Raw genomic sequence first — 23,092 nt, 5'->3', positions numbered from 1 at the left:
CCCACGGCTCAAATCGGAAAGGTGGGTACGAGAACTTCACCGGCTCGTTCTGCGGACAGGCACGGGCCGTCGATTCCAGTCAGGCTGGCTCGATTCAAGATGCTGATCTGTACGACGCCTTGTCGGGCAGCGAACAACACATCGCAACGGAGATCCTTGGATGCGCCCTCGACCCTGAACTGTCGTCCGGCCCTACCGCCGATAGTCACGTCCTGGAAGTCGACCTGGCCTGGCTTTTGCTCGAACTCGGCCACAGTGCGGCCGGTCGAAAACACCGCGACGCTGTACGTGTCGCCCATCCACGTGCACATCTCCCACCCAGACTGATGTACCCCGCCGATCCCGCTTTCTTCCGTAGCCGGGTCGGCTCCGGCTGCCCGAATCACCTCATCAGAGATCTCCGAACACGGATCCCACAACACCGGCGCCGCAGCACTACTGGTAGCCACCGGCTTCCCCGAACTGTCGTCGTCACACCCCACGACAGCTCCGACCACAGCCCCAGCGACCATCAACGACCCGAGAACCCGCCTCATCCCCACCCCTTCACGCGCGTCGACAGTTCGACCGTGAGCCTAACAATCGCTCACCCCCGGTTCCACTCCCGGATCAAGGGCGGAACGGGCCGTGGCCTCCGGTGATCGGTGACGTCGAGAGCTGTTGCCAGGGCCTCACCGGGTGGCCCGGTAACGTGGTTCGAGCGGTTTCTGGAGCCTGCGAAACGCGTAATGTCGAGGTTTGGCGATAGGAACGGACCCGATGACCACCGAACGTAATCCTTGGCTGGCACTGTTCGCGCTGGTGGTCGGCTTCTTCATGATCTTGCTGGACATGACGATCGTCGCGGTCGCCAATCCGGCGATCATGGCCGATCTGGGCGCCGACATCTCCAGCGTCATCTGGGTCACCAGCGCCTACCTGCTCACCTTCGCGGTGCCGCTGCTGGTCACCGGGCGCCTCGGCGACAAATTCGGGCCGAAGAACATCTATCTGATCGGTTTGGCGACGTTCACGGTCGCGTCGCTGTGGTGCGGGTTGTCGGGCAGTATCGGGATGCTGATCGCCGCTCGCGCCGCACAGGGGATCGGCGCGGCGATGATGACGCCGCAGACGATGGCGGTGATCACCCGCACCTTCCCGCCGGACCGGCGTGGCGCCGCGATGGGGTTGTGGGGTGGGGTGGCCGGTTTGGCCACGCTGATCGGGCCGATCCTGGGTGGTGTGCTGGTCGACAGCCTCGGCTGGGAGTGGATCTTCATCGTCAACGTGCCGTTCGGTCTCGTCGCGTTCGGTTTGGCGATGTGGTTGGTGCCGGCCTTGCCCAGGATCGACCACAAGTTCGACATCGTCGGCGTGGTGCTCAGTGGCATCGGCATGGTGGCGCTGGTGTTCGGCATCCAGGAGGGCAACTCGCAGGACTGGGCGCCGTGGATCTGGGCGCTGATCGGCTTCGGTGTGGTGATGCTGGTGGTGTTCGTGATCAACCAGTCGCGCAACACGGGCGAACCGCTGGTGCCGTTGAGCCTGTTCCGGGACCGCAATTTCGCGCTGGCGAACCTGGGCATCGCGGCGATGGGCGCGGCCACCACCTCGCTGATGGTGCCCGCCTACTTCTACTTGCAGGCCGTGCGCGAGATGTCGCCCACCACCTCCGCGCTGGTGTTCGCGCCGATGGCGATCGTCACCGGGTGCACGGCGCCGTTCATCGGCAAGTTCTCCGACCGGTTGCCGCCGCGCCTGGTGCCGACCATCGGGTTCGCGCTGTTCGCCGCCTCGGTGTTCGGTTTCGCCGCGCTGATGAGCCCGGATTCCTCGATCGTGCTGTTCCTGATCGCCGCCGGCATCGCGGGCCTGGCCAACGCCTGCATCTGGGCGCCGCTGGGTTCCACGGCCACCCACAACCTGCCGGTCACCAAGGCCGGGGCGGGCGCCGGTGTCTACAACACCACCCGGCAGGTGGGGTCGGTGCTCGGCAGCGCCGCGATCAGCGCACTCATCGCCTCCCGGCTCGCCGCCAACGGCCTGGGCGAGACCGCCCCCATCGGCGAAGGAACCTCCACCGGACCCCTCCCACCCCAGATCGTCACGGAATTCAGCACCGCCCTGGCCCAGTCGATGCTGCTGCCCGCCGTCATCCTCATCGTCGGCTTGATCGCCGCATCGCTGTTCGTGGGCCACACGAAGTCGGCGACACCCAAACCTGAATTCGCGAAAACTTCGCTCTGAGCCGGCCCCGATCGGGTGATCAGCTTTCTTGCACCTGGATGGTGAGGGTGGGGTGGCCGGTGGCGCCGTCCGGGACGACGTCTTGTTCGACCGCGGTCTGCGGGACGCCGGTGGTGTCGGTGGTGCGGGCGCGGATGGTGTGCTGGCCGGGGGTTGCGTCCCAGTCGTAGACCCATTGGCGCCAGGTGTCGGTGGTGACTTCGGTGGACAGGCGTGCCTGCTGCCAGTCGCCGTCATCGATCCGCACTTCGACGGTTCGCACGCCACGGTGCTGCGCCCACGCCACACCCGCGATAACGGTGCGGCCCTGGGGGATGCGACCCCGGCCACGTGGGGTGTCGATGCGGGTGCCGGTTTTGATCGGGCCACGTTCGGACCAGCCACGGCGGGTCCAATAGGCGGTGGCCCGGTCGAAACGGGTCACCTCGAGTTCGGTGACCCACTTGGTGGCCGAGACATAGCCGTAGAGGCCGGGCACGACCAGCCGGGCCGGGTATCCGTGCTGGAGGGGCAGCGGTGCACCGTTCATGCCGACGGCGAGCAGGGCGTCGCGGCCGTCGGTGAGGGCCGACAGGGGCGTGCCGGCGGTCCAGCCGTCCGCGCTGTGGGACAGGACCATGTCGGCGCCGGGCAGTGGGCCCGCTTCGGCGAGTAGCTCGTCGAGGCGATAGCCCAGCCAGTTCGCGTTGCCGATGAGGTCACCGTTGATCGGGTTGGACACGCACGCCAGGGTGACCAGGTGCTCGACCGGGGTGCGGGCGAGCAGGTCGTCCCAGCTGAGTTCGAGCTCGCGGTCCACCATGCCGTGGATGCGTAGTGACCAGGTCTCGGTCGACACCTGGGGGACGGTGAGGGCCGTGTCGATGCGGTAGAAGTCGTCGTTGGGGGTGAGGTAGGGCGTGAGACCGGGTACCCGCAGGTCTGCCTCGGGCGGAAGTGGCGGCAGAGGGTCTGCGGCTCTGGGCAATTCGACCATGGCCCGTTCCGCGGTCACATCACCGCGCGCCGCGCTCAGCAAGCGCCCCGCCAGCCCGGCGCCGAACGCCAATACCCCGGTCGCCGCGATCCCACCGAGCACACGGCGCCGCCCGGCTCTGCCCATCTCGCCGCGGGCTACGCGGTCGCCGGTTGTCGGTGGGTCGAGCGTCTCCTGCCCGCCGGTCCGGGTTGTCGTCGCGTCGAGAGCGTCTGGCCCGGTTGTCGTCGCATCGAGCCTGTCCTGCGCGCCGGTTTCTTCGGACGTGGACACGCCGTCGGAGACCCTGGCGGCGGACGCGCCTTGAACCTGATCGATCCGCTTCGTCGATCCCCGCAACGCGACAATCCCCGCGACGGTGCCGAGCAACGCGGGCCACATCCCCGAAACCCCGCCCACGTGCGAGATTCCGATCACCGCGGCCAGCACCCCGAAGACGGTGAACATCACCGATCCGATCGGCCGTGTGGTTCGCTCCAGCATCCCGGCCGCCCCCGCGACCAGTGCCGCCACCACGCCCATGCACACGAACAGCACGGCCTTGTCGTTCGTCCCGAACGTCGAGATGGCCCACTCCCGGAGCCCATCGGGCGTGTGGTCGACGACCAGCGCTCCCACCGCGTACGCGGGTGCGCCATCGGTACCGGTGAACCCCGCCACCAGCTCGGCCACCCCGAGCACCACCGCACCCGCCACGATCCCGGCCACGACCCGCAACACCGCCATGCGCCGACCCTACGTCGCAGGCCCGGACGACGCGGAAACCGATCCGTAGCCGTTGGCAGGGCCGTTTCGGCAAAGCCTGCCGCCCACCACGCCACCGTCCTGATGACCGACCCCCAGAGAAGCCGAAAGGCCGGTTGCCTTAAAGCAACCGGCCTTCCGAAATCACAACCGAACCACCACGGGTTTTCGGCCGCCTCGCTCCCGAGGGGCGAGACGTAACGGCGAAGCCGAAGTATCGCCCCTCGGGAGCGAGGCACAAGGGGCCGAAAACCCCGCGGCACCAGCCGCCAGTGTTACGAGTAGATCTTGTCCACTTCGCCTGCGTACTGCTTCATGACGACGGCGCGCTTGAGCGACATCTTCGGGGTGAGCTCGCCGGTCTCCTGGGTCCAATCGACCGGGAGGATGCGGATCTTCTTGATCGCTTCGGCCTTGGAGACCTTCTTGTTGGTCTCGTCGACCGCGGCCTGGATGTCGGCGATCAGGGCCTCGTTCTCGATCAGGGTTTCGGTCGAGGTGTCGGCGGAGACGCCGTGGCGGTCCTTCCAGCCGGGGAGGGCCTCGGGATCGAGGGTGATCAGGGCGCCGATGAAGGGCTGGCCGTCACCGACGACCATCACCTGGCTGATCAGCGGGTGCGCGCGCAGGGAGTCCTCGAGGATCGCGGGGGAGACGTTCTTGCCGCCCGCGGTGACCAGGATTTCCTTCTTGCGACCGGTGATGGTGATGAAACCGTCGGCGTCGATGGCGCCGAGGTCGCCGGTCTTGAACCAGCCGTCCTCGATCGCTTCGGCGGTGGCCTCGGGGTTCTTCCAGTAGCCGTCGAACACCACCGAACCCTTGAGCAGCAGCTCGCCGTCCTCGGCGATCTTGGCGGCGTGGCCCTGCAGGGGCCGGCCGACGGTGCCGACCCGGATGTTGGCCGGGGTGTTCACGCTGAACGCGGCGGTGGTCTCGGTCAGGCCGTAGCCCTCGTAGATGGTGACGCCGGCGCCACGGAAGAAGTGGCCCAGGCGCGCACCCAGGGGGCCACCACCGGAGACCGCGGCCACGCACTGCCCGCCGAGGGCGGCGCGCAGCTTGCTGTAGACCAGTTTGTCGAAGACGAAGTGCTTGAGCTTGAGCAGCAGGCCGGGGCCGCCCTGCTCCAGCGCTTCGCTGTAGGCGATGGCGGTCTCGGCGGCGGCGTCGAAGATCTTGCCCTTGCCGCCGTCGTGCGCCTTCTGCTCGGCCGAGTTGAACACCTTCTCGAACACGCGCGGCACCGAGAGGATGAAGTCCGGCTTGAAGTCACCGAACTGCTCGACCAGGGTCGTCCAGTCCGCGGTGTGGCGGATGGTCGCACGCGAATCGAAGGCGATGAGCGCGACGGCGCGCGCGAACACGTGCGCGAGCGGAAGGAACAGCAGGGTCTTCTGGCCTTCGGAGACGAAGGCGCTGAGCTCGATGCAACCCGAGCGCGACTCGGCGTACAGGTTGGCGTGGGTGAGCTGGACGCCCTTGGGCTTGCCCGTGGTGCCCGAGGTGTAGATCAGGGTGGCGGGCGAGGCCGCGCCGACCTGCTTGCGCCGGGTGTGCACGACCTCGTCGTCGAGCTCGGCGCCACGGCTGATCAGCGCGTCGATGGCACCCTTGTCGATCTGCAGGGTCTCGGCGAGCGCGGGCATCGAACCGGCGTCGATCTCGTCGATCGTGGCGCGGTGCTTGTCGTTCTCGATGACCAGCAGCTTGGTTTCGGAATCCTGCAGGATCCACTTGGCCTGCTCGGCGGCGGAGCTGTCGTAGATCGCGACGGTCACACCACCGGCGGCCCAGATCGCGAAGTCGAGCAGTGTCCACTCGTACCGGGTCGACGACATGATGGCAACGCGGTCACCCAGTTCGATACCTGCGGCGATCAGGCCCTTCGCGACGCCGATGACGGCCTTCTCGAATTCGGCCGCGTTGACGTCGTTCCAGCCGCCGCTGCCGTTCGGGACGTTGAACAACACCGCGTTCGGCGTCTCCGCGGCGAAGCGGAAGACGTTGTCGGAATTGTTCGCATCGTCCGGGATGGTGTAGGAAGCCGGAACTTCGAACTCTCGCATCTGTGCCCTTCCAGTGGGTTCTACTCGCCAGTAATCTACGACACGTTCGGACGGTGCGCGATATCGCCGTCCAAAATGCCTGTCACCAGGGCTTATCGTAAATCGTTGATCGATACCGGCTGAATTGCTTCTCGCAGGAACTCTGCGAGTTCGCTGAGTGCCAACGCTGCCTCGGTGACCAGCGCGGCCTGCAGTTGCGCGACGTGCCAGAGGCCGCGGGTTTCGGTGAACCGGACGTGTACGCCCGCTCCACGCAGGGCTGAGACGAGCTTGGAACACTGGTCGTGCAACATTTCGCTCACATCGACCTGCACGTAGGTGGGTGGCAGGCCGATCAGGTTACCGGTGAGCGGGGCGTAGCCCGCCGCGGTGGCGTCGCCGTCGCCGAGATAGAAGGCGGCGCACGCTTGCGACCACGCCCGGTTGATCACCAGGTCGCGGTCTTTGCTCGGTATTTCGGTGGGGTCGGTCCAGGGTGCGATGAGCCCGAGTGCGGCGGGCGTCATCTGGTGCCGCTCGAGCAGTCGCTGGGCCAGTGCCAGCGACAGGCCACCGCCGGCCGAGTCACCGGCCAGGCAGATCTGCTCGGGCCGGTAGCCGACGTTGTCCACCAGATCCAGGAACGCGGCCTCGGCGTCGTCGAGACCGGCCGGGAACGGGTGCTCCGGCGCGAGCCGGTAGTCCAGCGAATACACCGCGCACGATGATTCCCGCGCCAGGTGGGCCACCAGCGAGCGGTGCGTGGTCAGCGAGCCGACCACGTAACCGCCGCCGTGCAGGTACAGGATCGCGCCCGCGGCACGCTCGGGTGCCACCGCACCGGTACGCGAACCGGGGATGGCGGTCTCGGCGAGTACCCGTTCGGCCGGGCGCCCGCCCAGCTGTAGTGGTTGCACGACCGCACCGTCGGGCAGCAACTGCAGCAGCGAGCCCACGTCGAGCAGGGCGCGCTGTAGCGCCACGGGTAACCGCGAGTGCAGTGTCACCCGGAAGATCGGGTCGAGCACCGCGCGGGCCAGTGGCAGCGGAATCTTGAAGTCGCGCATGGCGTTTCCTGGATTCTCGAGGGTGTCAGTGCGGCATGAAGCGGCCGTTGACCACGGCCGAGATCCGGTTGTAGCCCGAAGCCAGGAAGCGCACGCTCACGTCGAGCACCTTGGCCTCCCAGCCGATCAGCACGCGGGCGTTGCCCTTGCGCACGCCCTCGGTGATGGTCTGCGCGGCCATCTCGGGGCTGTGGATCGCCAGGTACTTGTCGAACAGGGTGGCGGCGTTGGCGCCGTCCATGCCCTCGGCGTAGGTGGCGTTGCGCGCGACGGCGGTCTTGATGCCGCCGGGGTGCACACAGGTGACCTTGACCGGCGCCTTGGCGACCTTCATCTCCTGGTACAGCGCCTCGGTGAAGCCGCGCACCGCGAACTTGGCCGAGTTGTAGGCGGCCTGGCCGGGCACGGTGACCAGGCCGAAGAGGCTGGAGACGTTGACGACGTGGCCGTCGCCGGACTCGATCAGCATCGGCAGGAACGCCTTGGTGCCGTTGACGACACCCCAGAAGTCCACATCCATGATGCGTTCGATGTCTTTGAACTCGGTCTTCACGACGTCACCGTGGTAGGCGATGCCCGCGTTGTTGTAGACCTGGTGCACCACACCGAAGTGTGCCTTCACCTGGTCGGCGTAGAGCAGGAAGGCCTCGCGCTCGGCCACGTTGAGCCGGTCGGACTTCACCTGCGCGCCCAGTGCCTCGCACAGGCGCGTGGTCTCGGCCAGACCCTCGGCGTCGATGTCGCTCAGCGCCAGCTTGGCGCCGCGCTTTGCGAGGTTCTCGGCCAGTGCCCGGCCGATGCCGGAGCCGGCACCGGTGATCACACAGACCTTGTTCGTGAAGTAAGCATCTTTGCTCACTGTGCTGCCACCACTTCCCTGTTAGCGCCTGCGGCGTCTGCGGTTGACGTAGTGTAGGCCGAAACATCGAAATGTTTTGTGAGCCTACGGAATTCGAATGTGAAGTCCGGCCACAACGTGGTGTTGTTACCGTGCTTGTCCAGGTACCAGCTGGCGCAGCCGCCAGTGTTCCAGACCGTCTTTCCCAGCTTTTCCTGCAGGTCGGCGTTGTAGGCCTGCTGCACGTCGGGCCGCACTTCGACAGTGCGCAGACCCTGTCCGTCGATGGCGGCCAGCGCGTCGCTGACGTAATTGATCTGCGATTCGATCATGTACACCATCGAGGTGTGTCCCAGGCCCACGTTCGGGCCCACCAGGAAGAACATGTTGGGGAAGTTCGCGATGGCCGAGCCCTTGTAGGCCTGCTGGCCGATGTCGTCGAACACCTCGGACAAGGTGCGTCCGTCGCGCCCGACCATGCAGTTGTAGGTGGGCGAATCGGTGACGTGGAAGCCGGTGGCCACGATCAGCGCGTCGATCTCGCGTTCGGTGCCGTCTTCGGTGACGATCGAGCCGGCCTTCACCTCGGCGATGCGGTCGGTGACCACGTCGACGTTGTCGCGGTCGAGCGCGGGGTAGTACTCGTTGGAGATCAGCATGCGCTTGCAGCCGATCCGGTAGTTCGGGGTGACCTTCTTGCGCAGTTCGGGGTCGCGGATCTCGATCTGCAGCTTGGCCCGTGACAGCGCCTCGAAGGCCTTCATCAGCGGCGGGAACTTCGCCAGGCCAACGACCTGGGTCTCGCGGGCGGCGTAGATGGCCGCGCGGCTCAGGCGCTGCACGCCGGGGATGTGCTTGAACGCCAGGCGCTCGGGCAGCAGGTAGGGCCGGTCCATGCGCGGCAGCAGCCAGGGTGCGGTGCGCTGGTAGACGTCGAGGGTGTCGACCTTGTCCGCGATGGCGGGCACGATCTGGATGGCGGAGGCGCCGGTGCCGATCACCGCGACGCGCTTGCCGGTCAGGTCGGCGTCGTGATTCCAGCGGGCGGAGTGGAAGATCTCGCCGTCGAAGTCGTTGATGCCCTTGATGTCGGGCAGCGAGGGCTCGCACAGCGCGCCGACCGCGGAGACCACGGTGTCGGCGGTGAACTCACCCTGGCTCGAGCCGATCTCCCACTGCGCGGCGTCGTCGTTCCACCGCATGGACTGCACATCGCAGTCGAAGACGTGGCGATCGAGCACGTCGTAGCGTTCGGCGACGCCCTTGATGTAGGCCTGGATCTCGCCCTGCTTGGAGAACGAGCGCGTCCAGTCCGGGTTCAGCGCGAAGGAATACGAATACAGGTGCGAGGGCACGTCGCAGGCAGCACCCGGGTAGGTGTTGTCGCGCCAGGTGCCGCCGACTTCGCTGCCACGCTCGAGGACGAGGAAATCCTCGCGCCCCTGTTGGCTCAGGCGAATGGCCAGGCCGAGCCCCGCGAAACCACTGCCGATGATGATCGTCTTGGCGTGGCGGGCGACTCGGGGTTCGACATCATTGTCTGTAACCTTACGACTCATGTAACGCAGACTACGGCCTTATTGAGACGGAGTCAACAGCTATTGAACCAGACTCAGTAGCGGTTAGGATGGCCGATGTGAGCATCAGGAGTTCGGGAGAGACCAAGCGCGTCCGGCTCAGCCCCGAGGAGCGTCGGCTGCAACTGATCACCCTCGGCGCGCAGATGCTGGCCGACCGCGCGCTCGAGGACGTCTCCGTCGACGACATCGCCAAACAGGCCGGCATCTCGCGCGGGCTGCTGTTCCACTACTTCGCCTCCAAGCAGGAATTCCACGAGGCGATCGCCCGGCACGTGACCAGCCAGTTCTTCACCGCGATCATGCCCAACCGCGATCTGTCGCTGTTCGACATGCTGCGTGACTCCATCGAACGGTTCGTCGACTATGCCACCGACCAGTCCGCGGCCTACCGTTCGGTGCTGCGCGGCCCGGCCAGCGGCACCCCGGACATGGTCGAGTACGTCAACGAAACCCGCGCCGCCATCGCCGACCTCATCGTCAGCGAACTGCCACTGCCCCCCGCCGATCCCGATCTGGCCCGACTCACCCTCGCCATCCGCGGCTGGATCGCCTTCGTCGAGGAAACCATCCTCACCTGGATGGTCGAAAAGCCCATCAGCCGCGAGGAGCTGGTCGACCTGCTGGTGGAATCGCTGCCCGCGCTGGCCCTGAGCCCGGCGTTGATCACGGCGCTGCAGAGCTGAGTTCGCAGCCGGCTATCCGATCGAACGGATGGCCTGGGCGACGGCCGCCAGCGCCATCAGGCGCACCAAGTCGACATCGGCATCGACCGAACCGGTCGCGGCCGCGATGAATCCGTCGCCGTCGAACCGGGCATGTGGCGGGGTGACGGCTCGCGCCAGCCCGTCGTTCGCGCCCTGCGCCACGATGTGGCAGCCCATCTTGTCCAGCCGGGCGTTGGTGACCACCACCCCGATCGTGGTGTGCAGACGTGCGGTGGGATCGACCGGATGGCCCAGGGCCACCGCATCCAGGTCGACTTCACCGGTGCCGTCGTCGATGTCGCCGAAGGCGTTCACCACGCAGATCGCGCCGACGACGAGTTCCCCCAGGCGACGCTGGGCGTAGGCGAGGCCGCCGGGGCGCCGCCCGGCGGGGCCACGCCATTGGGACGTGTAGGCGCCCGTGCCCGCGCCGACGCGTCCGGACAGGATCTGATCCCCAGCGGCCGAGTGCGCCGCTTCGTATCCGTTGTCGGCGGTGGGCCGCGCCGCGGAACTGCCTGCGGCGAGGTCGAAGATCGCCAACGTGGGAACGATCGGAACCCGGCCGGCGGGCGTGGGCACTCCGCGTCCGCGTTCCTCCAGGAACCGCATGACGCCGTCGGCTGCCGCGAGCCCGAATGCGGAACCGCCGGTCAGCACGGCCGCGTCGGCGAATGTCACCAACTTGTCCGGGGCCAGCGCGTGGAGTTCACGACTGGCCGGTCCGCCACCGCGCACCTCACAGGACGCGGTGGTGTTCTCGGGAAAGAGCAGCACGCTGCAGCCCGTCTCACCGACCGGATCCGACCAGTGGCCGATGCGGAATCCGGGAATGTCGATCGCCATCTGTACCTCGATTCACTGTGCTCGCTGTGCCGACGGCACAGGCTTGTTCCGGTGGAAACCGGGCCGCGGTGCTTCGCCGGACGGCCCGAAGACGTACCCGTTGCGCCAGGCGCGGCGCTGGAACAGATGTTGTACCGGGCCGGCCGCGAAAGTGGTGATGATCGCCATCAGCGCCAGGACCGTGTAGAGCGCGCTCGTGATCAGGCCGGCGGTGAGGCCGATGTTGAGCAGGATGAGCTCCATGAGGCCGCGCGCGTTGGCCAGGGCGCCCATCGAACCCGCCTCGTGCCGGCTCATGCCCTGCCAGCGAGCCGCGAAATACACCGCGCCGAATTTTCCGGCGAACGCCACCACGAGAATCACCAGCGCGGCGATCAACACTGCCGGTTCGAATATGAGACTCAATTCGGTGTTGAGCCCGGAATAGATGAAGAACGCGGGCAGAAGCAAATAGGCGACCAGTGGTTCGAAGCGTCCCAGGGTGCGTTCGAGTAATTCCCCGCGGGGCATCACGGCGCCGGCGATGAATGCCCCGAAAACGGAGTAGATGCCCACATAGTCGGTGAACCAGCCGGCCAGCAGAATGGTGATCAGCACAACCGAGAGGTAGGTGAGGGGAATGGAACTGGTGTGCTCGCCGCGGTCGCGCGCCACGATCCAGGTGTCGAAGCGGGCCAGCGCGCGCCGGGCGACGAAGACCATGAACAGCAGATAGCACAGACCGCCACCGACGGCGAGCACCGCGGTGCTCATGGAGTCCTTCGTCGTGGCCACCACGGTGGCCAGCAGCACCCAGGCGCACGCGTCGTCGACCGCCGCGCAGGACAACGACATCGTGCCGAGCCGGGTGTCGATCAGGCCCGCGTCGTAGATGATCCAGGCCAGCATCGGGAAGGCGGTGATCGCCACGGCCGCCGCGACGAACAGCGCGCCCTGCCAGGACTCGACCCCGGCGGTGAAGAATCCGCCCGCGCTGACGAGCAACCATCCGGTCAGGCCGCCGATCAGCAGCGGAACCAGCACTCCGGCAGCCGAAGTCGCGCTCGCCTGCCGCGAATGCGCACCGAGGATGTCGAGTTTGAACGATGCCCCGACCATGAACATGTACAGCACCAGCCCGAGCTGTCCCAGCACATAGATGACGGACAGATTCGGGTGGGCGATCGTGGTCGTCCCGATCGCGAGCTCGGTGGGGAACAGCCACTGCTGCGCCGCCGGAACCACCCAGCCCAGCACCGATGGTCCCAGCGCGAATCCCGCGACCATCATCGCCACGACCTGTGCCTGCCGCAGTCCGCGGAACAAGAGCACGAACACCCGGTACACGATCAGGATGACGGCGAGCTGAAGGAAGAAATGGGTGGTTACCTCGAACAGTGTCGGCACAAAGCCCCCATTACCTGACAGAGCGAAATCAACAGTGCCGGCACATACCGTCGACTCGCGGGTCGGGTACCCACTCGAGCAGATCGATCGCGCCGATGACAACACTGGCAGTCGCCCGCTGAGCGTGCATCCCCCCGATCGGGTGGATGCCGTGTCCGAGTGATTCGTTTATGGTCATTACATTCCGATCGGTCACACGCCGCCTGGTCCCATCGAGCGATGTCCAATCCGTATTCAGGCCCACCTGCCATTTTGCTGTCGACGTGTCTCGTGACAGTCGTGTATCGAATTCTGAGGCTCCGATGCTCCCTCCGCTGAGATTTCACTGGTGCTCGCCGCTCGACAGCGGACAGCAAAAGGCGACCGATAAATATCAGGTCGGCGCACTCGATTTCGACGGAATAGTCGATTTCGCCCGTGAGGCCGACGCGCTCGGGGTCGATTCGCTGCTGATGGGGATCAGCTATCACATGCCCGACCCCCTGCCGATGATCGGCGCCCTGGTGCGGGAAACGGAACGGGTGAAATTCATCCTGGCCTACCGGCCGGGACTGGTGGGGCCCACCCTGTTCACGCAGATCGTGAACACGGTGTCGTGGATGTCGGACGGGCGGATCTCGCTCAACCTGGTCGCCGGCATCTCGCCAGCCGAACAGGCGTACTACGGCGATTTCCTGGCCCACGACGCGCGCTACGCCCGCTCACGCGAGTTTCTCGATGTGCTGCACCGGTTCTGGCGGGGAGAGAGCCCGTTGTCGTTCACCGGTGCGCACTACCGGATCGAACAGGCACAGCTGGGCCTCGGTTACAAAGGCGGTGGCAGGCCCGAGATCTACATCAGTGGCGCGTCGGCGGTAGCTCAGGAAACGGCCATCGAATACGGCGACTGCTGGTTGCGCTACGGCGACACCCCCGAGGGGATCGCCACGGCCGCGCAACCGGTGCTGGACAAGGACACCCGCGTCGGCATCCGAATGCACGTGCTGGCCAGGGAAACCCGAGAACAGGCGCTGGCCGACCTGGCCGCCATGATGCGTGACCCGGACGAGGATCATCGCGCGTGGGTCGAGCAGTTCGTTGCCGCCTCCGATTCCCACGCGGTGCGCAATTCGTTCCGCCTCGCCGACCAGGCCGCCGACGACTGGCTCTCGCCGATGATCTACTCCGGTGCGGTCGCCTACCGGGGCGGCCCCGCGCTGTGCGTTGTCGGCAGCTACGACGAGGTCGCCGAATACCTCTTCCGGTACAAGGCCGCGGGCGTCGGTGAGTTCATCTTCTCCGGTTGGCCGACCCGCGACGAAATGCGCGTCTTCTACACCCATGTCCTGCCGCTCATCCGCGAACGGGAGCAGGTGGACCAGCGGATATGACGAAGGACCCCCCGCCGCGCCTACGGGCGCTGTTCGCCGCCGGTGTGTTGCTCGGGCTGATCGCCGAACAGGTCGTCCTGTTCGCGGTGCCGCTGCTGATCTTCCAGGACACGAAGTCGCTGACCGACCTCGGTGCCGCGTTCGCCCTGGAATGGTTGCCCAGCCTGCTGGCCTACCCGTTCGCGGGGTTGATGGCCGACCGCGACGGTGGCGCCCGGCTGTTCCGGCGCGCCGCCATGGTGCGGGCCGCGGTCCTGTGCTGCGTGGGCATGATCTGCCTGATGGTCCCGTCCTGGACCACCGCCGCCCTGATGACCGGCGGCGCGTGCCTGTCGCTGTGCATGGCGCCGATCCGGATGTCGGTGGAGAAGATGGTGCCGCAGCTGGCTCGGAAGAACCGGGTCGCCACGATGCAGTCGCTCGTGCAGAACATGGAGCTGCTGGCGATGGCGATGGGCCCGGCCGCGGCGGCGCTGGCGGCGGTGTACCTGGGCAAGGTGTGGCTGTTGTGGGTCGCCGCGGCGGTCTTCGCGATCAGCGCGGCGTGCTGGTTGCCGCTGCCGCGCGGCGCGGTGCAGGTGGTGGTGGACGGGTCGGCCCGCAAGGTCGTGCGCGAACTCGGCGTCGGCTGGCAGTTGCTGGCCCGCAACCGTCCGGTGCTGCTGCTCGGCATCCTCAACTTCGCCATCAATCTGTCCGTGGCGGCGTTGCTGGCCGCCAACGTCGTGTTGGTGACCGGGGTCTTCCAGGCTTCGGAGTCCGCGTACGGACTGCTCAACACCGCGGTCGGCGTCATGGGCCTGCTCAATCTGCTGATGATCCCGATCCTGGTGCGCCGCTTCGGGATCGGCATGCTCGCGGTCACCGGCTTCACGCTGCTGTGCGGTGCGTTGCTGCTGGTGGGCACCGCGTCCGCGTTCCCGGTCTACGCGGCGGGGTTCGTGGCGGTGATCACCGGCGTCGCTGTCTACAACGTGTACAACCGGACCCAGCGACTGAAGGTCATTCCGCACGAGCATCTCGGCAAGGTCATGGGCCCCTTCTACCTGCTCAACCTGCTGTCCTATCCGATCGCGGGTGTCCTGGTGGCGAGTTTCGGCGCCGCGGTGGGCCCGCAGCGTCTGATCACCGGGTTGGCGATCGCGCTGTGTCTGTTCGGTTCGGTGTTTCTTCCACTCACGATGGCGAGTTTCCGTACGGCGATCGCTGCCCGTGCGAGCTCGCCGGTTGGAGTCGTTTGATGAAAGCGAAATTTCGGTGCGTGCTCAGCACGGTCGAATCCGATTCCCACATCTGGAATCTGGTGTATCTGCAGAAGTTGCTCGAAGAACACGGAGGCGTGGTCCGCAACCTCGGACCCTGCACCCCGATCGGCGAGGTGGTCGACGCGGTCGCGTCGCAGCGCCCGGACCTGCTGGTCGTGTCGAGTGTGAACGGCCACGGGTGCCACGGTGCCCGCGACCTGATGTCGGCCCTGCGCGCGCACGGTCTCGACGTGGCGTGCGTGATCGGCGGCAAGCTGACAACCGCGATGTCGGCCGGTGACCGGGCGCGGCGCGACCTGCTCGCCCTGGGCTACCTGGACGTGTTCACCAGCGAGGACGCGGTGCAGAACTTTCGCCGCTTCCTGAATCAGGGTGTGGCGGCCGGGTTTTCGGCCTGGCAGGCCGAAGCGGCACCCGTGCCCCCATGGGACGGCGGCCGGGTGCCGGCGCCGGAGGTGCGCTGATGCACATCGTCGTCGTCAATCGGTGGCCACGCTTCGCCGACGGAGTGCGCTGGGACAACGAACTCACCCGGTACGAGGACTTCATCGACCATGTCGGCAACCAGGTCAGTTACATCGTCGATGCCGGTGGTGCCGCGGGCGTGCTGGTGGACGAATCGCTGATCGCGCACCTCGAACAGGTCGACGAGGTCAACGATGTGGACCTGTTGCGCGCGGCGTTGGTCCGGGTGGCCGAGAAGGTGGGCCCGGTCGACCGGTTGATCGCGCTGTCGGAGTTCACCCTCGGCATCGCGGCGCAGATTCGTGCCGAACTCGGGATTCCCGGACCGACCACCGCCGAGGTCGCCCGGTACCGGGACAAGGTGCGGATGAAACAGGTGCTGGCCGCGGCCGGAATACCGGTGCCCCGGTTCGAGTCCTGCGTGAGTCCCGAGCAGGTGCGGGCCGCGGCGCATCGGTGGGGATTTCCGGTGGTGCTCAAGCCCGTCGACGGTGCGGCCAGCATCGGGGTGCACAAGGTGGACGATCCGGCGGCGCTGGAACGCGTGCTGTCCTCGATCGAGCTGTCCGGCTACGAGATCGAGGAGTTCGTCGCCGGCGCGATCTACCATGTGGACGGCTACGCCGACGACGAATCGCGGATCGGCTTCCAGGTGGTCTCCCGATACGTCAACGATTGTCTGTCGTTCGCCAACGGTGCTGCGCTCGGGTCGGTGGTTGTGCAGCAATCCGGCCTGCGGACTCGCATCGAGGAATTCACCCAGTGGTGCGTCGATGCGCTCGCCCTGTGTACCACCCCCTTTCACCTGGAACTGTTCGTGACCGACGCGGGCGAACTGGTGTTCTTGGAAGTCGGCGGCCGGGTCGGCGGGGCCGAGGTGCCCCATCTGCTGAACAAGCTGTTCGGCATCAATCTCTACGAGGTGTGGCTCCGCGCCCTTGCCGGACAGGCGGTCCCGGCGCTCACCAAAGTCGGCGACCCCTCCGGTGGCTGGCTGGTGCTGCCCAAACCCGATCACGCCGTGCGCGTGGTCGAGGCCGCGTCCATGCGCGAGCGGGTGCCCATCATCTGGCGCGAACTGCTGCCCGCGCCCGGCGACGTACTGGATCCGGGCGGCTCCTACGACGCGGTGCACTGCGGCCGGTTCATCGTGCTGCACGAGAACGAACACGCGGCCGAGGCCGGTATCAGGCAAATCATCGACAACTTCTGCTTCGAGGCGGTGCCGCTGTGACCTATCACGACGACCTCAACCTGTACCGATGCCTGATCGAGTACCTGTCCGAAGCCGAGCGGCAGGGTGTCCGCGCGCTGGGTCAGGAACTGCTCGACGCCGCCGGTGGCATCGACGGGATCGGTGCGCACAAGGTCATGGTCGCCTACGGCGGCGGCAAGGACAGCAGCTATGTCGTGGCCTTCGTGCGTGCCGTGCAGCTGCATCTGCGCCTGGAGCACGGCCGCACGTTCACGGTGCGCGTGGCCAACATGCGACATGCCGGTGTGCCACTCGCGGTGATGGAGAACATCGAGCGGGTCTACGCGGCGCTGCGGATGCTCGACGACGACCGCGCCGAACTGCTCACCGTCGACCGCACCGAGATCCGCCCCTTCCGGGTCGATCTGCCGTTGCCGGAAAGCCTGGTCACCGTCAACCGGGTCGATGTCCTCATGAACGGCCACCGCTCGGCCGGTGACGGACGGCCGACCTTCTGCAACAGCTGCAATCTGGCGGTCGCCGACTTCTACGGCCGGGCCGCGTGGTGGGACGGGGGCGTCGACGCGATCATGACCGGGGACTCCCGCCGTGAGCAGGCGCTCTACGCCGCGTGGATCCGCCGGCTGGCCCGCGACATCGGCATCGAGCCCGATCAGGCTGGGACGATGGTGTTCTCGGACCTGTTGCGGGCGCTGCGTGGCATCGGCGACGCGTACTACCGCGAGCTGTTCGGTGGTGGCGGCGAAGCGCAGGTGGTCGAGCGTTCGGTGGCCGTCGGCGACCGGAGTGCGCAGCCGCGCTTCGTCTCGATCTACGACTCGGTGAGCTACCGGGTACACGATCACTGGGACCTGATCGTCGACTTTCTCGGCTTCCGGTTCGACGACCTGGCCTTCAGTTTCACCGAGTCCGACTGCGCCAACCCGACATTGATGGCGCACCTGCGCGGGCTGCGGGCCGAGTTGGTCGAGGAACGCAGCTATGCGGCCGGCATCGGTGAGTACCTGGAGTTCGCCGAGACGATGATGCGCAAGAAGGAGATGCCCGACCGCCTCATCCAGCTGGCCCTTGGCCGCTACGACACGCCGGCGAAGGTCAGCGAGCGGCGTACCGTGGCCGCCGACTTCGCCCGGCGAGCCTTCGACCTGCCCGAGCGGGCCCTGGCCGCGATGGTGTTCTCTCCGTTCACCGACCAGGGACAACGCCTGGTGGCCTTCCTCGAGCGCTGCCATCCCGACCGGGTCGACCGGGCGGACCGATGCCATGCGGCCCTGCGCGCGGAACCCGGCACCGAGGCCGAGGCCGACTGGCTCGCCGAGGTGTCCGGGCTGTCCATCGATCATCTGCGCACGCTCTACGACAGTGCCCTGGTGGACTTCTCCCGCCGGGACACCGTGATGGCGCGGGTGCGTTCGGGTGATCCACACAAGCACGGCGTGCGGACCGTCGATCCGCGCACGGGCGTGCCGGTCGTCGAACTGATCTCAGGACGCTGAGGTGAGTCATCTCGATCGCTTTGTCGCCGACAGCGCCCGCGCCGGCCGGCTGGTGGTGCAACCACGGATGGGATTCGGTCGCCCGGCGGCGATGCGGTCCGGGTTGTCCCAGCTCGCCGCCCTTGACCTGCCGGTCGTCGGGACGCTGACCGTGGACAGCTACACCCGCGTCGGCGACCACGACACCCCGCTCGCTCAGCTCGCCGCCGGGGTCGAGCTCAACGGCTACCCGCTGGTGTCGCATCCGGTCGCGGTGACCAGCGCGCTGCTAGACGAGCTGCACGGACCCGGCTTCCCGGTGCAGGTGCGCCACGGTACCGCGTTGCCGCAGTGGATTTTTCGCCGACTGGTCGAGGCCGGGCTCGACGCCACCGAGGGTGGGCCGGTGTCCTACTGCCTGCCCTACAGCCGGCTGCCGCTGGAACGTACGGTGGCCGCCTGGTCGGAAAGCTGCCGGTACCTGGCGGGCGAAACCGAATCCGGCCACATCGAGAGCTTCGGTGGCTGCCTGCTGGGGCAGCTGTGCCCGCCGTCGCTGCTGGTGGCCGTGGCGGTGCTGGAAGGGTGCTTCTTCCAGCAGCACGGGATCCGCCATCTGTCGCTCAGCTACACCCAGGGCACCCTGCCCGCGCAGGACCGGGGCGCGGTGCTCGCGTTGCGGGCGCTGGCCGAGACCTATCTGAGTGCAACGGTCCGCCACGTGGTGCTCTACACCTATATGGGGCTGTTCCCCAGAACTCCGGACGGCGCCACCCGGTTGATCCGGGACAGCGCCCGGCTGGCTCGTGACGCGGGATGTGAGCGGCTGATCGTGAAAACGGCCTCGGAAGCGTGGCAGATCCCGTCGGTGTCGGAGAATGTGGCCGCACTGCGGTTGGCGTCGGCGGAATCCGCCGGCCCACCCGCCCCCGTCACCGCGGTCGAGCTCGGCTACCGCGCGGAGATCCTGACGGAGGCACGGCTGCTCGTCGACGCGGTCCTGGGCCTGCACCGCGACGTCGGTACCGCCCTGATCCAGGCGTTCGCCCGGGGTCTGCTCGACGTTCCGTTCTGCCTGCACCAGGACAACAGGGGAGCCACGACCTGTCTGATCGACGAACGCGGTGCCCTGGTGTGGGGCTCTCGGGGCCGGCTCCCGTTGCCGCGTAGCGCCGAGCGCGCCGCGCGGCCGGAGCTGACGTCGGATCGCCTCTTCGACACGCTCAACCACGTCGCGCGCCGCTACGACGAGCGCACCGAGCACGCGCTGGACCCGCGATGATCGCGGACCGCCGGAATCGGCCCACCGTGGTCCTGGTGGACGCGCTGTCCACCGGTGCGCTGCTGGCTAGGCGAGCCGCGCCCGACTATCGCCTGATCCATGTGCGATCGCGCCGGGAACTGCCCGCCGTCTTCGCCGCGAGCTTGCCCGCCGGCCTGTTCGACGCGGACCTGACCTATCCGGGCAGCGGCGGTGACGTCGTGCACCGGATAGCGGCGGCCGATCCGGTGGCGGTGATCCCCGCCAGCGAGTTCGGTGTGGAAGCCGCCGACGAGATCGCCGGTGAACTCGGCCTGCGCGGTAACGATCCGGCCCGGTCCCAGCTGCGGCGCAACAAATTCCACATGCTCGCGGCCGTGGCCGCGGCGGGTCTGCGCACGGCCCGGCAATACCGCGGCGACGACGCCGAGGCCGTGCTGCGGTGGCGCCGCGACGCGGGACTGGACCGAATCGTGGTCAAGCCGTTGGACAGTGCGGGGTCCGATGCGGTGTTCGTCTGCGCCGACGATGACGATGTGCGCGCGGCGGTCGCGACCATCGTGGGCAAGACCAACCTGATGTTGCGGGTCAACAACGAGGTGCTGGCCCAGGAGTATCTCGAGGGCGACGAATACGTCGTGAACTCGGTCAGCCGGGATGGAACGCACTGGTTCACCGACGCGTGGATCAGCCGCAAGCGGACCGTGGCGCACCGGCACCGGATCTATGATTTCGAGGAACTGGTCTCTCCGGCCGACCGGCGACTGCCGCCGATACTCGCCTACGTTCGCGGCTGCCTGGACGCTCTTGGCGTGGTCAACGGACCCGCGCACACCGAGCTGATCGAAACCGTCGAGGGCCCGGTGCTGCTCGAGACCGGAGCACGGTTGTCCGGGCTGGCCGAACCCGCGGCGCTGGACAAATGCACCGGTGCCAATCAGGTGGACCTGACGCTGGACTGCTACGCCGGTGCCGGCCGGGCACTGGCCGCGCGCCCGGCGCGCTACGAGCAGCGGGCGGCGGCCCGCTGCGTCAACCTCATCGCCCACCGGAAGGTCGCGTTTCCCCGGGCCCGGCTCGCCGAGGAACTGGCCCGGCTACCGGCCTTCGAGAGCGCGCGCTTCCGGGCCGGGGAGGGGGAACCGACCACACCGACAGTCGACCTCAACTCCGCACCCGGCGTGGTGTTCTTCGTCCACCACGATGCCGCGCGGATACAGCAGTCCTACGAAGCCCTACGGCGACTCGAACACCGGGTGCTGTAACCGATCCACTGACCAACATTCGCGCAGGGAGATTTCGTGAGTACCGAATCGATGACCACCAGCCCGCCGGCGCCGTATCTGCACCTGACCTCACCACGGACCGTCGCGACCCTGGCGATGCAGGCGAAATTCCTCGCCGGTGCACGGGAGTTCCTCACCGCGGAGGGTTTCACCGAACTGCTGCCGCCGATCATCGGGCCGGTCACCGACCCGGGCGCCCGTGGCGCCAAGCAGGTGGACATCGACTACTACGGCCATCGGTACAAGTTGATGACCAGCGGAATCCTCTACAAACAAGCGTCTCTGCTCAGCTTCGGCAAGATCTTCTGCCTGGCACCCAACGTCCGGCTGGAACCACTGGAGACGGCGGTGACCCACCGGCATCTCGTGGAGTTCCATCAGCTCGATGTCGAATTCGCCCACGGCTCCCGTGCGCAGGCCATGGACCTGGCCGAACGGCTGACCCGGCACTGCGTGGAGCACGTGGTGGCCACGTGCGGTCGTGAACTGGAGATCCTGGGCCGCGATCAGGGCGAACTCACCCGTGCCGTCGCGCGGCGCTACGGCAGGCAACGGCATTCGGAGGTGGTCGGCGACCTGCGTGAACTCGGCCATCCCCAGGACGAGCACACCGAAATCGACTGGGTCGGTGAGGAACTCATTTCAACGATGCGCGAAATCCCCTTCTTCATCACCGACTATCCGAAGGGGTCGCGCGGGTTCTACGACCGCGAGAGCGCACAGGAACCCGGTGTGCTGCGCAACTTCGACCTGATCTTTCCCGGCGGGTTCGGCGAGATGATGAGCGGCAGTGAGCGGGAAGCCGACTACGGCCGGGTGATGCGGCGCATCAGGGAGACCGGTGAGAATCCCGCGAAGTACGAGTGGTACCTCACGCTGGCGCGCAAGGGGTTGCCGCCCAGTGCCGGATTCGGGCTCGGTGTCGAGCGGTTCACGCGGTTCCTCGGCGGGCTGGACGCGGTCTGGGAGGCCACGGCCTACCCCAAGCTGCCGGGGCAGGCGCGGCCGTGACCGAACCCGGCAGTGCGGCCCGCACGTTGTCCGCGAACGGATTCCCGGAGCAGCAGGTGCGGGCCCGCGCGCGGGTGGGTGCCGGCGCGGTCTTTCCCGACCGGGATCGGTACGGTTCGGCACTGTTCGGGGCGTCAGCGCCGCCGGCCGCGACCGACGCCCTCGATCGGGCACGGCTGGTGCCGCCGGTGTTCGTCCCGAAACGGATGGCGGCCATGCTCGAACTCGGTCGTGAACCGCTGGTGGGCGACGTCGACCTCGGCACCGTAATCGGTGGCTTGAACTCCACTCTGCCGGTCTACATCTCGGCGTTCGGTTCGACGGCGGCCGCCTCGCGTGACCTCGGTGCCGCGGTGGCCCGCCAGGCCGCGGCGGCGGGCGTGCCGATGGTGATCGGGGAGAACATCGTCCCGGTGTCCGGTTACGGCCGCCACGTCGACGAGGAACCGGGCGCTTTGCTGCTGCGCATCGCCGAGTACGCGAAATCGGTGGCCGACGGTGTCGGTGGTGTGGTCGTGCAGCAGAGCACCGAGGACGCGGACGCGGAGGTGTGGAATCTGGTGTACAGCGATCCCGCCGTGGAAGCGCTGTCGAGCACCGGCCGCCTGGCTTTCGAACTCAAGGTCGGACAGGGCGCCAAGCCAGGTCTGGGTGGCATGACCCTGGTCCCGCGCGAACGAGCGCAACGACTGGCTGCGCAGTACGACCTGGTCGACATCTACGGCGACGCCGACGCCCCGGTGCTGCGCTGCGGTACGCCCGGCACCTTCGACGAAGAGATCTTGCGGCGACAGATCCAGTTGATGCGCAACAACTATCCGCGCTGCCGGGTGTGGGTGAAGTTGCCGCCCGCCCGGGATGTCGACCGGGCGGCGGCCCTCGCGTGGGCGGCCGGTGCCGACTCGGTCACCGTGGACGGCGCCGAGGGCGGCACCGGCTGGGCGCCGCTCGGGTTCCTCGACCAGGTCGGCCTGCCGCTGGCCGAATGCTTGCGGCGCATCGACGCCCGTGGTCACAACCTGTTGGTGTCGGGCCGGATCTGGGAGGGCGGCCGGGCGGTGAAATGCCTGGCCCTGGGTGCCTCGGCGGTCGGCCTCGGGCGCGCGGCGCTGATCGCCGCCGATGAGCACCCCGACCGGGGCCTGGCGGCGTTGCTCGAATGTCTCGCGCTGGAAATGCGCCTGATTCTCAGTGCGCTGGGGTGCTACCAGGTGAAAGATATCGGTGCCGACGATGTTTGGCTGCCCGGCACCGACGGATCACCGTGAGGTGAGCCCGTTCCCGGCGGCAGCGCTGAACAGGTTGTGAAACTCAGATCTCGGAAAGGT

19 protein-coding genes are annotated in these 23,092 nt (G+C 67.4%); 11 read left to right on the top strand and 8 right to left on the bottom strand.

Features of this window, described 5'->3' with window-relative positions; all coding sequences use genetic code 11:
- Window positions 1–8 precede the first annotated feature (8 nt).
- The gene (locus ACFO5K_RS14900; RefSeq protein WP_378563862.1) at window positions 9–512 is read right to left on the bottom strand and encodes a DUF3558 domain-containing protein; all 504 of its coding nucleotides are present in this window, start codon (window positions 510–512) and stop codon (window positions 9–11) included.
- 247 nt (window positions 513–759) lie between these two features.
- Between ACFO5K_RS14900 and ACFO5K_RS14895 the strand changes: the two genes are divergently transcribed.
- Complete coding sequence (locus ACFO5K_RS14895) at window positions 760–2,226, top strand: DHA2 family efflux MFS transporter permease subunit (protein ID WP_378562008.1); 1,467 nt, start codon at window positions 760–762, stop codon at window positions 2,224–2,226.
- A 19-nt stretch (window positions 2,227–2,245) separates the two neighbouring features.
- Here ACFO5K_RS14895 and ACFO5K_RS14890 read toward each other — a convergent pair whose 3' ends face one another.
- From ACFO5K_RS14890 to ACFO5K_RS14870, 5 genes are all read right to left on the bottom strand, one after another.
- Window positions 2,246–3,928: a molybdopterin-dependent oxidoreductase gene (locus ACFO5K_RS14890; RefSeq protein WP_378562005.1), complete on the bottom strand. Its 1,683-nt coding sequence runs from the start codon at window positions 3,926–3,928 to the stop codon at window positions 2,246–2,248.
- A gap of 293 nt (window positions 3,929–4,221) precedes the next feature.
- Window positions 4,222–6,015, bottom strand: coding sequence for an AMP-dependent synthetase/ligase (locus ACFO5K_RS14885; RefSeq protein ID WP_378562002.1), 1,794 nt, complete (start codon window positions 6,013–6,015; stop codon window positions 4,222–4,224).
- 92 nt (window positions 6,016–6,107) lie between these two features.
- Complete coding sequence (locus tag ACFO5K_RS14880) at window positions 6,108–7,061, bottom strand: alpha/beta hydrolase (protein WP_378562000.1); 954 nt, start codon at window positions 7,059–7,061, stop codon at window positions 6,108–6,110.
- A gap of 25 nt (window positions 7,062–7,086) precedes the next feature.
- A complete protein-coding gene (locus tag ACFO5K_RS14875) occupies window positions 7,087–7,920 on the bottom strand; it encodes an SDR family NAD(P)-dependent oxidoreductase (protein WP_378561997.1) in 834 nt (277 codons plus the stop codon).
- Entirely contained in the window at window positions 7,917–9,458 is a 1,542-nt protein-coding gene (locus ACFO5K_RS14870) for a flavin-containing monooxygenase (protein ID WP_378561995.1), read from the bottom strand. Before ACFO5K_RS14870 ends, ACFO5K_RS14875 begins: the two co-directional genes overlap by 4 nt.
- 68 nt (window positions 9,459–9,526) lie before the next feature.
- Between ACFO5K_RS14870 and ACFO5K_RS14865 the strand changes: the two genes are divergently transcribed.
- Window positions 9,527–10,162: a TetR/AcrR family transcriptional regulator gene (locus tag ACFO5K_RS14865; protein WP_378561993.1), complete on the top strand. Its 636-nt coding sequence runs from the start codon at window positions 9,527–9,529 to the stop codon at window positions 10,160–10,162.
- Between the two features lie 12 nt (window positions 10,163–10,174).
- Here ACFO5K_RS14865 and ACFO5K_RS14860 read toward each other — a convergent pair whose 3' ends face one another.
- Together ACFO5K_RS14860 and ACFO5K_RS14855 are read right to left on the bottom strand one after the other, a co-directional pair.
- Entirely contained in the window at window positions 10,175–11,029 is an 855-nt protein-coding gene (locus tag ACFO5K_RS14860; protein ID WP_378561990.1) for a P1 family peptidase, read from the bottom strand.
- A 12-nt stretch (window positions 11,030–11,041) separates the two neighbouring features.
- Window positions 11,042–12,415 (bottom strand): cation:proton antiporter, encoded by a 1,374-nt coding sequence (locus tag ACFO5K_RS14855; RefSeq protein WP_378561987.1) that lies wholly within the window; start codon window positions 12,413–12,415, stop codon window positions 11,042–11,044.
- 302 nt (window positions 12,416–12,717) lie between these two features.
- Here ACFO5K_RS14855 and ACFO5K_RS14850 point away from each other — a divergent pair, with 302 nt between their 5' ends.
- Genes ACFO5K_RS14850 through ACFO5K_RS14810 form a run of 9 tightly spaced genes read left to right on the top strand, consistent with a single transcriptional unit; the run spans window position 12,718 to window position 23,032 of the window.
- A complete protein-coding gene (locus ACFO5K_RS14850; RefSeq protein WP_378561984.1) occupies window positions 12,718–13,785 on the top strand; it encodes an LLM class flavin-dependent oxidoreductase in 1,068 nt (355 codons plus the stop codon).
- On the top strand, window positions 13,782–15,026 hold the full coding sequence (locus tag ACFO5K_RS14845; RefSeq protein ID WP_378561981.1) for an MFS transporter: 1,245 nt from the start codon (window positions 13,782–13,784) through the stop codon (window positions 15,024–15,026). The genes ACFO5K_RS14850 and ACFO5K_RS14845 overlap by 4 nt, the downstream gene beginning before the upstream one ends.
- Complete coding sequence (locus ACFO5K_RS14840; protein WP_378561978.1) at window positions 15,026–15,514, top strand: cobalamin B12-binding domain-containing protein; 489 nt, start codon at window positions 15,026–15,028, stop codon at window positions 15,512–15,514. The genes ACFO5K_RS14845 and ACFO5K_RS14840 overlap by 1 nt, the downstream gene beginning before the upstream one ends.
- The gene (locus ACFO5K_RS14835; RefSeq protein WP_378561975.1) at window positions 15,514–16,749 is read left to right on the top strand and encodes an ATP-grasp domain-containing protein; all 1,236 of its coding nucleotides are present in this window, start codon (window positions 15,514–15,516) and stop codon (window positions 16,747–16,749) included. The genes ACFO5K_RS14840 and ACFO5K_RS14835 overlap by 1 nt, the downstream gene beginning before the upstream one ends.
- Window positions 16,746–18,227, top strand: coding sequence for a hypothetical protein (locus ACFO5K_RS14830; RefSeq protein WP_378561972.1), 1,482 nt, complete (start codon window positions 16,746–16,748; stop codon window positions 18,225–18,227). The genes ACFO5K_RS14835 and ACFO5K_RS14830 overlap by 4 nt, the downstream gene beginning before the upstream one ends.
- A 1-nt stretch (window position 18,228) precedes the next feature.
- Window positions 18,229–19,488, top strand: coding sequence for a methylaspartate mutase (locus tag ACFO5K_RS14825; protein WP_378561969.1), 1,260 nt, complete (start codon window positions 18,229–18,231; stop codon window positions 19,486–19,488).
- Window positions 19,485–20,732 (top strand): ATP-grasp domain-containing protein, encoded by a 1,248-nt coding sequence (locus ACFO5K_RS14820; RefSeq protein WP_378561966.1) that lies wholly within the window; start codon window positions 19,485–19,487, stop codon window positions 20,730–20,732. The genes ACFO5K_RS14825 and ACFO5K_RS14820 overlap by 4 nt, the downstream gene beginning before the upstream one ends.
- Before the next feature lie 36 nt (window positions 20,733–20,768).
- Window positions 20,769–21,764, top strand: a complete 996-nt coding sequence (locus ACFO5K_RS14815; RefSeq protein WP_378561963.1) for an asparagine synthetase A — start codon at window positions 20,769–20,771, stop codon at window positions 21,762–21,764.
- Entirely contained in the window at window positions 21,761–23,032 is a 1,272-nt protein-coding gene (locus ACFO5K_RS14810; protein WP_378561960.1) for a glutamate synthase-related protein, read from the top strand. Before ACFO5K_RS14815 ends, ACFO5K_RS14810 begins: the two co-directional genes overlap by 4 nt.
- The last annotated feature ends 60 nt before the right edge of the window (window positions 23,033–23,092 follow it).

The organism is Nocardia halotolerans (assembly GCF_042650145.1).
In the GTDB taxonomy this organism is placed as follows: domain Bacteria; phylum Actinomycetota; class Actinomycetes; order Mycobacteriales; family Mycobacteriaceae; genus Nocardia; species Nocardia halotolerans.
This window is presented reverse-complemented; position numbering and strand designations above follow the sequence as displayed.

What these genes read in the sequence shown, in the direction of transcription:
- ACFO5K_RS14845 (WP_378561981.1), top strand. Translation starts at nt 13,782, where the DNA reads ATGACGAAGGACCCCCCGCCGCGCCTACGGGCGCTGTTCGCCGCCGGT.
- ACFO5K_RS14880 (WP_378562000.1), bottom strand. Translation starts at nt 7,061, where the DNA reads ATGCGCGACTTCAAGATTCCGCTGCCACTGGCCCGCGCGGTGCTCGAC.
- ACFO5K_RS14895 (WP_378562008.1), top strand. Translation starts at nt 760, where the DNA reads ATGACCACCGAACGTAATCCTTGGCTGGCACTGTTCGCGCTGGTGGTC.
- ACFO5K_RS14865 (WP_378561993.1), top strand. Translation starts at nt 9,527, where the DNA reads ATGGCCGATGTGAGCATCAGGAGTTCGGGAGAGACCAAGCGCGTCCGG.
- ACFO5K_RS14820 (WP_378561966.1), top strand. Translation starts at nt 19,485, where the DNA reads ATGATCGCGGACCGCCGGAATCGGCCCACCGTGGTCCTGGTGGACGCG.
- ACFO5K_RS14885 (WP_378562002.1), bottom strand. Translation starts at nt 6,015, where the DNA reads ATGCGAGAGTTCGAAGTTCCGGCTTCCTACACCATCCCGGACGATGCG.
- ACFO5K_RS14835 (WP_378561975.1), top strand. Translation starts at nt 15,514, where the DNA reads ATGCACATCGTCGTCGTCAATCGGTGGCCACGCTTCGCCGACGGAGTG.
- ACFO5K_RS14890 (WP_378562005.1), bottom strand. Translation starts at nt 3,928, where the DNA reads ATGGCGGTGTTGCGGGTCGTGGCCGGGATCGTGGCGGGTGCGGTGGTG.
- ACFO5K_RS14840 (WP_378561978.1), top strand. Translation starts at nt 15,026, where the DNA reads ATGAAAGCGAAATTTCGGTGCGTGCTCAGCACGGTCGAATCCGATTCC.
- ACFO5K_RS14850 (WP_378561984.1), top strand. Translation starts at nt 12,718, where the DNA reads ATGCTCCCTCCGCTGAGATTTCACTGGTGCTCGCCGCTCGACAGCGGA.
- ACFO5K_RS14900 (WP_378563862.1), bottom strand. Translation starts at nt 512, where the DNA reads ATGGTCGCTGGGGCTGTGGTCGGAGCTGTCGTGGGGTGTGACGACGAC.
- ACFO5K_RS14860 (WP_378561990.1), bottom strand. Translation starts at nt 11,029, where the DNA reads ATGGCGATCGACATTCCCGGATTCCGCATCGGCCACTGGTCGGATCCG.
- ACFO5K_RS14870 (WP_378561995.1), bottom strand. Translation starts at nt 9,458, where the DNA reads ATGAGTCGTAAGGTTACAGACAATGATGTCGAACCCCGAGTCGCCCGC.